The organism is Staphylococcus sp. HMSC056G08 (assembly GCF_001812305.1).
Taxonomy (GTDB): Bacteria; Bacillota; Bacilli; order Staphylococcales; family Staphylococcaceae; genus Staphylococcus; species Staphylococcus simulans.
Genome location: NZ_KV808477.1, coordinates 1 through 11,240, shown reverse-complemented (window position 1 = coordinate 11,240; position 11,240 = coordinate 1). Strand labels below are relative to the sequence as shown.

Annotated in this window: 9 protein-coding genes; 3 read left to right on the top strand and 6 right to left on the bottom strand. The window is 30.4% G+C overall.

All coding sequences use genetic code 11. The annotated features are described in order from the left end of the window. Positions 1–256 precede the first annotated feature (256 nt). From HMPREF2846_RS07465 to HMPREF2846_RS14715, 6 genes are all read right to left on the bottom strand, one after another. Positions 257–1,864, bottom strand: a complete 1,608-nt coding sequence (locus HMPREF2846_RS07465) for a DUF5906 domain-containing protein (protein WP_002504273.1) — start codon at positions 1,862–1,864, stop codon at positions 257–259. Next, the gene (locus HMPREF2846_RS07460; protein ID WP_002504272.1) at positions 1,857–2,231 is read right to left on the bottom strand and encodes a hypothetical protein; all 375 of its coding nucleotides are present in this window, start codon (positions 2,229–2,231) and stop codon (positions 1,857–1,859) included. Before HMPREF2846_RS07460 ends, HMPREF2846_RS07465 begins: the two co-directional genes overlap by 8 nt. Next, positions 2,221–3,357 carry a DNA polymerase gene (locus HMPREF2846_RS07455; RefSeq protein WP_070626354.1) on the bottom strand — a complete coding sequence of 379 codons (1,137 nt, stop codon included), beginning with the start codon at positions 3,355–3,357 and terminating at the stop codon, positions 2,221–2,223. Before HMPREF2846_RS07455 ends, HMPREF2846_RS07460 begins: the two co-directional genes overlap by 11 nt. An 88-nt stretch (positions 3,358–3,445) precedes the next feature. Beyond that, positions 3,446–3,799, bottom strand: a complete 354-nt coding sequence (locus HMPREF2846_RS07450; RefSeq protein WP_002504077.1) for a hypothetical protein — start codon at positions 3,797–3,799, stop codon at positions 3,446–3,448. 206 nt (positions 3,800–4,005) lie between these two features. Further along, the gene (locus tag HMPREF2846_RS14720; protein WP_256274494.1) at positions 4,006–4,842 is read right to left on the bottom strand and encodes a hypothetical protein; all 837 of its coding nucleotides are present in this window, start codon (positions 4,840–4,842) and stop codon (positions 4,006–4,008) included. A 17-nt stretch (positions 4,843–4,859) separates the two neighbouring features. Continuing rightward, complete coding sequence (locus HMPREF2846_RS14715) at positions 4,860–5,867, bottom strand: DUF6038 family protein (protein ID WP_256274492.1); 1,008 nt, start codon at positions 5,865–5,867, stop codon at positions 4,860–4,862. 614 nt (positions 5,868–6,481) lie between these two features. Here HMPREF2846_RS14715 and HMPREF2846_RS07440 point away from each other — a divergent pair. The 3 genes from HMPREF2846_RS07440 (at position 6,482) to HMPREF2846_RS07430 (ending at position 11,050) form a co-directional block, all read left to right on the top strand. Continuing rightward, on the top strand, positions 6,482–9,163 hold the full coding sequence (locus HMPREF2846_RS07440; protein WP_002484615.1) for an MMPL family transporter: 2,682 nt from the start codon (positions 6,482–6,484) through the stop codon (positions 9,161–9,163). Between the two features lie 23 nt (positions 9,164–9,186). Further along, entirely contained in the window at positions 9,187–10,131 is a 945-nt protein-coding gene (locus HMPREF2846_RS07435) for a glycine betaine ABC transporter substrate-binding protein (RefSeq protein WP_002484621.1), read from the top strand. Between the two features lie 349 nt (positions 10,132–10,480). Beyond that, entirely contained in the window at positions 10,481–11,050 is a 570-nt protein-coding gene (locus HMPREF2846_RS07430) for a TetR/AcrR family transcriptional regulator (RefSeq protein WP_070626353.1), read from the top strand. The last annotated feature ends 190 nt before the right edge of the window (positions 11,051–11,240 follow it).

Here is an 11,240-nt window from a genome sequence, read left to right as displayed (position 1 = left end):
TCAAGTTATAACGGTAGTTTGTCTACGGTCTGAACATCATTCCTTACTTTTTATTTCAAGGTCTTACTCAACCTCAACGTTATAATATAAATTTATTTTCTTTTTCATTACATTTTTATCACTTTTACCACTTTGAGAAAGAGATAGGTTCGAAGATGAACCTATCATTCAAAGTGCCCTAACTCATTTTATGACTTCAATCTTTCTTCTATCATAGGCAATAAAATTTCTACAAAAGCATCAAGTTGTTCTTGGTTCATAGCTCGTCATCCTCCTCTGGAATCCAATCATCTTGATCATCTTCATAAATCGATTCACTGATTTCTTTATTATTTGGGATAATATTGTTTTCTTCTTGAGTCGTTTTCCAATCTAAGTCAATCCAATATTCATATCCATTATTAAGTACGGTATCAGTATCAAAATTTAACTTCACGAGTTGTTTGATATTTTGGCTACTTAAACTCAGCTTTTTCTTTATTTGATTATTTAAATCAGATACTTTAAGTCGACTATTTTCTTTTTTAACTATCGTATTTCTAAGTAATTTAATACATTCTTTTTGCTTATCTCTTGATGTATTAGACTTATCCATGAATGTATAACCGAAATTAAGCCAATCATGAGTCAATTCCGTTACTTTTTCATTTTCAATTCTTTCAATATCATCAATCATCATTTGTTTATATACATACATTAGATATAAAAAGATATGTTTCTTCTCACTTTTTAATTTGTCATTTAAATCAATATCAGCTTTTTCTACGTAATACTCACAAGGTATAACAGCAATTCTTCGCTCCAAAGCTTTCGCATGTTCTGGAGGGAAATTTAGAACAGCATTCGTATTAAATAAAAGTTTTACATCTAATTTGACTTCTACTTGTGTACGTCCTTTACGATCAACATGTATGGGTTCTACTGATAATAACTTTTTGAAATCGTTAACGGTTTTTTCACCTATTTTTGCTTCCCCAATTTCATCACTTGCTATCAATCGCTTACCAATTAGACTTTCTTTATCAAATCTACCACCCAGTTCGTTTAACGTCTTAGAAACAACATCTTGACGATAGAAGAATGATCTCATTAACTTAATATATACCGATTTACCATTATTTGCTGTACCATAAAAAATTAACCCTCGTCGTAATTTACGGTTTGCTGTGAGTAATACAGCTGTATGTTGAATAAGGAAATATCTTAAATCATCATCAAAATTAGCTAATTCTGATATATATTTACCAAAATGAGGCGGTATGGATGAAGTAATACTATCACTTTTATCTAGTTCTACATCTAATCGCGTTTTCGGAAAGATATCGATTGAGTTATCAATGACTTGAAATTGTTCTAAATCGAATAAATAGTGATGACAACCTATATACCGTTCATCTTCTACCAATTCATCTATATCTGCGGACTCTTTCATGCCATCTATGACACTCTTCAATTCGCTTTGGGTAGGCGTATAATCAATTAATATAACCTGAATAGTTTTCCCAACTATACTTCTTAATTCACTATCATCTAGTTTTTGCCATCCTTCTTTTGAGAACACAAATAATTTTGACTCAAAACGTTTAACATTCAAAATTTGTGTAGCCATTTGAACAAGGTCAGTATCCTTAGGTTTGTTTTTTATACCATAATAACTGTAAATATTTGAACGATAATTAATATCAGTGCTTATTTCAAAGTTCAATTCTTCAATCAATAAGTTATATATTTCTTCAGCTTGGGGTAAATCTTCCTCATTATCGCTTGTATTTTGTGATTCAAGAAGCGCAATCAGACCATTACGGTCGATTGCCTCCTTATTTTCACTTAACAATTGTTCTGCTAATTTCATCGTATTATTCATTTACTTTATCCTCCATATTATTTTCTAATGGTGCTACATCACGTACAAAATAACGACCTTCGTATTCACCAACAAGTATTAAATGTTCATGATCTATATAGGAACCATATTTAGTATGACTAGGACTATAATTACTATGGCGTTCTAGCCACTGAGAAATAGAAATTTGATTATCACTAGGGTTTAAAGCAATACTTCTTCGAATTTTATATATTTGGCCATGTAGAACTACTTCATAAGTAAATACATGCTTATTATCTTCAAAATCTGATAGTCCAACAGAATGCAGTTTTGCAACGTAAATATTATCTTTAACTAGCGCTGACGCTGATGGTATTGATAAACTTTGTCCTCTATTATTTGTCATTATGATTTCCTCCTAATTGTTCAATTGTGGTATGAGCAAAGTTATCTCCAAACAAGTGATTGGCACTTGTTTCCATTAATTGTCTAACCCGCTCTGCAACTTCATCTGTATTACACTCAATCATAATGGCATCGTGAATTGGGAGCATAATTCTGAAATCCTCTTGATCACACTGATGTCGATATACTTCCCATAAGATATTCTTAAAAATATAACTAGAAGCTGTTTGAACATATAGACCCATAATACTGCTTCCATGGCTATGCTTCATATCGTGAGTGATACCATAAGGCATCTTCATTATCTTTTTATTATCAATTTGTTCTTTTAGCTTTATTACATTGCTAAACTTGCTCATTGCTTTATTCCATTCATCTTCTGATATATATTGCTTCAATTTAAATTTGCCGTTCATGTAACTTCCACCAAACAAGAATGAACCTATGAATGCACACTTCACAAGCTTACGATGAATTGCTGGAAGAGATAAGTTATTGAGTAGTGTGTCATATAAACCTTGACTGCCATTGAGATACTCTTTCAAATGATTATCATTCGCCAAATAAGCTAAAACAGATGGCTCAAACGCCTTGAAATCAATCATAAATACCTTATTAAATTGCGTTGGTAGTATAAGTTGCTTCACTTCTTTAGATAACCCTTGAACATTAAACCTTCTAGTCGTTATACGATGAGTGCGAGTCCCAATTAAAGAAATTTTAGTATTCAACTTTTGATTACCATCAATGGCTAATTCTAGTGCATTGAAGTTTTTATCTAATTTTTCCCAATGACTATCACTTTTAGCTTTATTTAAAGATTGAGTTTTTACTTTAGACAGCATTTGAGTATTTAATTTAAATCCATTAGCTTCTATATCTTGTTTTAGAGGAACTAGTTCCTGATGAATATGAACATATTTGTCTAACTCAGTTTTATCCTCTGGAGCAAGATCGTTACACTTTTCTTCTGAAGAACGAATGAACTGCTCCTTTAATTTCAAACATTCTAATTGATCTGATTTAAGTTTAATCAACCATTCTTGCGTTTTAGTACTTTCTGGTAAAAACACTATTTTCATTCTAAAATTTTCTGAATCTTTACTTTTACTATTATTCATCATCATGATATATTCTCCTTCTTTTATCTATTTAATAATTTAATTTTAATAAGATGGTCTCAATGCTATTATTAAGCATTGAGACATGTAATTTTTATCTTTTAAATATTTTATATTTAATGTTGTCCTCCTCACCTAACTCATACAAAGAGCATCGACATTCAAAATACAAATCAAAAAGATGATTAATTACAAAAATTTCCTCGTCGTAAATATCTGAATAAACATCGTCACCAATTTCATCTAATATACTATTGCAAGAAAAATATGATCCTTTTGGTAGCATAAGCCCTGTACCAATCATTAAAGTAAGAAGTGAATTAGCACGCTCACTTAATTGGAATACAATATTAGAGCTAAATCCATCGGGAAAAACAATCTGACCTTCAAATTTATGTTCACTTTTACTTTCACCATACTGGTGAGTTAATCTAACTTCTTTACACATTAGGCAACTCTCCTATATCAAAATTAATTTAATTCAATTCCCGGGAATTGATATAAGCAACGTTGCTCGGTTATTATCATAATCCATATTTTTTTATTAATCAGGAGCATATCCAAAAGTCATAATTAGGGGGGAGCGATTAGATAAATTTAATTTTTTAACAAAAAAAGACAAACCTTGTAACAAGATTTGTCTCATACTTAATTTTAATCAGTATATTTACTGCTATTATATAATTCTTTTTTTATTTTTAAATACATTAATTCTTTTACTAGCTCGCTTATTCTATCTGTGAATATATTAGTATTTTTAAGTTTATAATTATAAATTTCATTAGTTACTAGTGGTTTTCCATTAATATTATCTCTATTAAATATACTTATTTGTCGTTTCATACTTCTAAGTTCTTTAAGAAATGGATGAGTATAAGACGTATATTGATTATGATTATGTATATCTTTTTTTAAGAGTTGTAAACCAAGATGATCGATAGCTTGATTTAGATGATTTATTCCTTCTTGAATTTCTCTGTCAGGAGTAAAAGATTGAGTACTGCTAATAATATTTTCCAAAGAAGACTGTGCAAAATATTCCTTTGAATAAAGATTTTTAGCATCTAAAAATTTTTTATTATCTGATTGAAGGGTTTTTAGTAAAATTTGATCAATAAAAGGTATCTTGAAATTATATTTATCAATAAGTACTTCTTTTGTATTAATAGAAGTATTTGATGATGTATTTATTGAATCAGTATCTTCTTCGATTATTTCATGTTCATGAGCTATACTAGAGTAATTAATAAATTCATCATATAAGGCATTAAAATCATCACTTTTACCACTCAAAATTAATTCTTTCAATGAATGATACCCAGATACTATATTATTATCACAAGTGATAATCGAATCATCATTACTTCTCAAACTATTAATAAATTTATTATAATTTTCTTTTTCATCTTGATGCTCAAATAGCACCTTCTCAATAGCACTACTTAATTTCTGATATAAAATAACATTTTCATAAAAGTTACTTTCTTTCACTGCATTAAAAAATGTAATTAGTTTTTTTCTAGAATATCACTTTCTACCGCTAAACGTTTCATAGTTTGAAAAGAAAAATCTGTATCTAATACTTTTTTTAGTTTTCTGAATTCTATATCCTTTACTTCTTTTATTCCTAATTTAAAAAAATCTTCGAATTCTTGTGCATTACTTTTTGACATAGATTCATTAATAGCATCAATATAATCTATATTATTAGGAGTAGTAGGTAAGGGATATTTTTTTAATAGTTTTATAAGACTACTTAATATTTGATATTCCAAGGAGTTAAAATTGTAATTGAACTGATTATTTTCTGCCTTACCATGATAATTATCCGGTTGATATTTTGAAATGTCTATACCAAATATCTTGTAAAGTAGCTTCATTTGGTTGGTCATAGTTTTTTCAGATAAGCCAACTTTTTCACGAACATGTAATTTTTTAAATTCCATATCATCACTTTTATTACTTAAATAAAAATAACCGACATTGGTTCCCTCATTTTGATTTATATTTATATAAAGTTTTATATATATAATAGATACAAGTTGATGAGCTTTCTTTTTCGTTTTATAATTTTTAAATAACTTTTCCAATTCATTAAATAGTTCATTCTTTTCTTCATCATTTAAACTAGTTTTCTTTAAATCTAATAAAATTAATTCTTTAATATTAAGAACTTCCTCAATCTTAGTTTGCATTTCATTAAGTTCTTTACTTTTGAGTTTTATCTTTATTTTTTCATTATCAATACTTAATTTTTCATATTGAATAATAAAATTATTGTATTTTCCAACTTCCCTTTGTAACCTTCCTAACTCATTAGTGGTAAATTTCGAGGTAAGATTAAATTCTGTTCGTTCTAATTTAATATTATAATCCCTTAAAATATTATTTATATTGGTGATAATTTGCTCATCAATTGGTACTACAAATTGAAAACCTCTTTCTTCCTTGTCTGAATTAGCTGAATTTGATATTTTAGAATTTTGCTTATTTAATGTCCTTTCTTTTTTACCCATTTAGCTTTCTCCTTAATTAATCTATTTTATATATTCAATTAAAAAACTACTTAATTTAATACTATGATTTCTCTTTTATTAAATATAATGTATAAAATTATATTAAAAAATAATATATGTAAATAGTACCATATATTGACTATCAAAAAATGAATGTTGAAAATAGAAATGTCTTGCTGACTAAGATAATTCAACATTTTACTTATAGGCGATAAAACAAATGAAAGGTTCTGTTGCAAAGTTAAAAATCATGTAATATTTATACTGAAAAACGAAAAATAATTAATACTAACAAAACTCTTTACTGTTAAAACAATATTTGCTTTTATAGTTTTGTATAGATGTGCATATAATTTTAACTTTGCAACAGAACCTTTTCTTATATATCCCCTTAATACACGCTATTTTAACCGACAATTTTTCCAAAGTGTTGCATTTTCCAACGACGTAAAACTTTTAATGGTACCGAACGTGGGTATAACTTGTTACATTATCAAATGTAACATTTTAAATATGCTTAATTTGAGGTATCGATTTAATGTAATTGCTCACAAATCATCAACACACTACCCATACTTTAAGCGATATAAATTAATGAAATAGGGGGAAATGTCTTGGCAAAGCTATTATACAAACTAGGAAAATTTATAGCTAAGAACAAATGGCTAAGTGTTATAGGATGGCTTGTTATACTAGGTGTCATTATCACGCCATTAATGATAAACTCACCGAAGTTTGACAGTGACATCACTATGAACGGCCTTAAGTCATTAGACACAAACGATAAAATTAGTAAAGAATTTCATCAGGACAGTGAGAAAGCCTCGATGAAAATAGTCTTCCATTCTAATAAGAATGATGGACTCAATAATAAAGATACTAAGAAAGATATTGAAGATGCTTTAGACAATATCAGACAAAATGATGATTATATCCAAAATATCTCTAATCCATATGACAGTGGACAAGTTAATGATGAAGGCGATACTGCTATCGCTAATGTAAGTTATGTAGTTCCACAAACTGGATTAAAAGATTCTTCTAAACATATCATCGACAAAGAATTAAAAGATGTAACTGACAACCACAATGTGCAAATTGAAAAAACTCAAGGTGGCGCTATGAATGCTGAACCTGGTGGTACATCAGAAATTGTCGGTATTGTCGTAGCATTCGTAATCTTACTTATTACCTTTGGTTCACTTATCGCAGCTGGTATGCCAATTATTAGTGCAATCATCGGTTTAGGTTCAAGTGTTGGTATCATCGCATTATTAACATATATCTTTGATATTCCAAACTTCACTCTTACACTAGCTGTAATGATAGGTTTAGCTGTTGGTATTGACTACTCACTCTTTATTCTATTTAGATTTAAAGAACTTAAGAAAAAAGGTGTCGATACTGTAGAAGCTATCGCAACAGCAGTGGGTACAGCAGGTAGTGCTGTAATATTCGCTGGTCTTACAGTTATGATTGCTGTTTGTGGTTTATCACTTGTAGGAATCGACTTCTTAGCGGTTATGGGATTCGCTTCAGCGATTAGTGTGTTATTTGCGGTATTAGCAGCATTAACACTATTACCTGCCCTAATCAGTATCTTCCATAAAAGTATTAAAATTAAAGATAAACCATCTAAAAGTAAAGACCCTAAAGATCATCCTTGGGCAAAATTTATTGTTGGTAAGCCAGTTATCGCTGTTATTGTAAGTTTAATTATTTTAATTTTAGCTGCTATACCAGTCAGTGGCATGCGTTTAGGTATTCCAGATGATAGTTTAAAACCAACTGACTCATCAGAATACAAAGCCTATAAATTAATCTCAGATAATTTTGGCGAAGGTTATAACGGACAAATTGTCATGTTAGTAAATACAAAAGATGGTGGAAGTAAAAGCACTATCGAACGTGACTTAAATAATATGCGTAGCGATTTAGAAGACATTGATAATGTTGATACAGTTTCAAAAGCACAACTAACCGACAACAACAATTACGCATTATTCACAATCATTCCTGAAAAAGGACCGAACTCACAGTCAACAGAAAATCTAGTATATGATTTACGTGATTATCATAGCCAAGCGCAAGAAAAATATGACTATGGCACTGAAATTTCAGGACAAAGTGTTATTAACATCGATATGTCAGAAAAACTAAACAACGCTATTCCAGTATTTGCAGGCGTTATCGTTGTATTAGCATTCTTCTTATTAATGATTGTATTCCGTTCAATCTTAGTTCCATTAAAAGCAGTACTAGGCTTTATCCTTTCATTAATGGCTACACTAGGTTTCACAACATTAGTCATTCAACATGGCTTTATGGGTAGCTTATTTGGTATTGAAAACACAGGACCATTACTTGCATTCCTTCCAGTAATCACAATTGGATTGTTATTCGGACTTGCCATCGACTACGAGCTCTTCTTAATGACACGTGTACATGAAGAATACAGTAAGACTGGCGACAATGATCATTCAATCCGTGTAGGTATCAAAGAAAGTGGACCTGTTATCGTAGCTGCTGCACTTATTATGTTCAGTGTATTCATCGCATTCGTCTTCCAAGATGACAGTGCAATTAAGTCAATGGGTATCGCATTAGGTTTCGGTGTGTTATTCGACGCATTCGTCGTACGTATGACATTAATTCCAGCATTGACGAAACTCTTTGGTAAAGCTTCATGGTACCTTCCTAAATGGTTAGGTGCAGTATTGCCAAACGTTGACGTTGAAGGTAAAGCTTTAGAAGAAGATAAACATCACGACACATCTTCTGAAAAAGGTCATGTCAACGATAAAAATAATGAATACGCTAGACAAGACAAAGATAACTATGTTTATCAAAATGACAAACGTAACCACAATCGCAATTATAATGACGAAGATTATAACCGTTCTGTGCATTTAGATAATCATCATGACCAGCATCATCGCCAACATCATTATGATAATCAACGTGATGATATCGACTATGAATCACTTTATACTCAAGATGGCGACCATACTCATCATGATGAACGTAATTATAATGATCGACACTATCAAGACAATTACGATAGTAACGATGATTATCGTCATAACAATCATGATCATCAAAATGATAACCATGATTATCATGATTCAAATTTCGATAAAACAACAAACTTATACAAAGAATTAACTGATAGCAATATTGATCAAGATGTATTGTTCAAAGCATTAATGTTATACGCTCGTGAAAACAACAAAGGTGTTTACGATAGATATAACCGATCATCTCAACATCGTCATGATGACGAGCTTAGAGACTAATATTAAAAAGGAGGAAACACGTTATGTTAAAACGACGTAGTTCGAAATTCTTAGGACTACTAGCTACACTAGCCTTAGCCATAGTGCTAAGTGCTTGTGGTAATAGTGGTAGCAGTAGTGGTTCATCAGACGATAGTCAAACATCACTTGGTAATAAAGAAATCGAAATACCTTATATCGCGAGTGATAATTCAACACCACGTTCACTAGTTATAGCAGAAGTATTGAAAAAAGCAGGTTATGATGTAACAACTACACCAGTAACAGCAAGTGGCCCGTTATATGCTGCTGTATCAGAGAACTCTGATTCATTCCATGAATCAGGTATCTTCCCTACTACTGATAAAAGTTACTATGATAAGTTCAAAAGTAAATTAACAATTTATGATGATAAACATTTAATTGATAACGCAAAAGTAGGTTTAGCCGTGCCTAAGTACGTGCAAGATGTCGACTCAATTAGTGACTTAAAAAACAGTGACTTCGGAAAATCTGTAGATTGGACAATTCAAGGCACAGACGCACGTAATGGCGTTATGCAAGAAACTAAAGATGAACTTGATAGTGACAACTTGGATAAATATAGCTTGAAAGAAAGTTCTGACCAAGACCAATTCAAGAAAATTCAATCTGCTTTTAAACAACAAGAACCTATCGTCTTCACAGCAATGGAACCTAGCTGGTTCTCTAAAGAATTAGACGTTAAAATGTTGAAAGATCCAGACAACATTTATGGTAATAATAATCAACATATTGACTTAGTATTTAACAAAGACTTTAAAGAAGCACATCCAGCTGCATACACAATTGCAACACGTATGGCAGATGATTGGAGTAAATCTGACGAAGACAAATTAGCTAAAAAAATCTTTGTTGATAACAAAAATCCAGAACAAGTAGCTAAAGACTATGTAGATGATAATGATAATAAAGTAGATGAATGGTTAGAAGGTATTGAGACTAACTAATTACAAAGTTAAGAAAGACAAATAAAGAATATGCTCGTTTGGTGTAGCATATTTAAAACTCATAATGCAAATTTACAGTAGCAAATCGAGTTGAGAAGGCGCTTAAGACAAACTCTTCTCAATCGTAGCTATTATTGCGAGGGGGTGAAACTAAACTCAGTTTCGCTCCCACTTTTTTATATCGCTCCTATAGTATTAAACGTTTCAAATAACTTATTTACTCTTTTTTTATAAACAAATTTAAACGTAGTATCAGTTATTATGTTTGGAAAAATCAACTTTATTGTGATAAATTACTCTTATTACGTCAGGCTATCTGACTAGATTAAATAAATAGGAGAATCAGATAATGCCGTCAGCAAATCAAAAGCGCATGATTAAACATATTCATGAAACAGTGTTTATACTTTTACATGATTATCATTTTGATGAAATCACGGTTCAAAAAATATGTGATATTGCAGAAATCAACCGCAGTACGTTCTACAGATACTTCCAAGATAAATATGAATTACTCTACACTTTACTTGACTTTATTACACAACAAATTATAGCTAAAGGTGACACATCAGCAGACATTACAACCCCTGAATCATTTGAAGACTTTATCTATTACATTGGTAATAATAAAAAGATTTTTAAGCATCTATTAGTTTCGTCTCGACAGGCAGATGTATTTAGAAGTTTAACGAATGTGAGTCGCGAAATGATGTTAAATAACTCAACTCGTAAGCGTAACCCCTTAGCGCAAAAGATTAGAGAAAGTAAACATCCTGAAATTGTAGCTGACTTTTACAGTAGTGGTGTAATAGAAGTACTACGACGTTGGGTAGAAAATGACTATAACTATACAGTTGAAGAAGTGTTTGAAACATTAAATAATGTGCTTGAAACATCATTATATTGTTATGATAAATAAAAGCAATCTCACATAAATTAAGAGTGAGATTGCTTTTTTGTCATTTGCGTTTTTTAACGTCTACTGTCTTATAAACCATAAAAATACTATTAGCTATGATTAATAATGCTAGAATGACCATTGGCCAAATACCTATATTAATCATATTAAATATGATTCTGTTGCAAAGTTGAATTTATAGTATAATTTT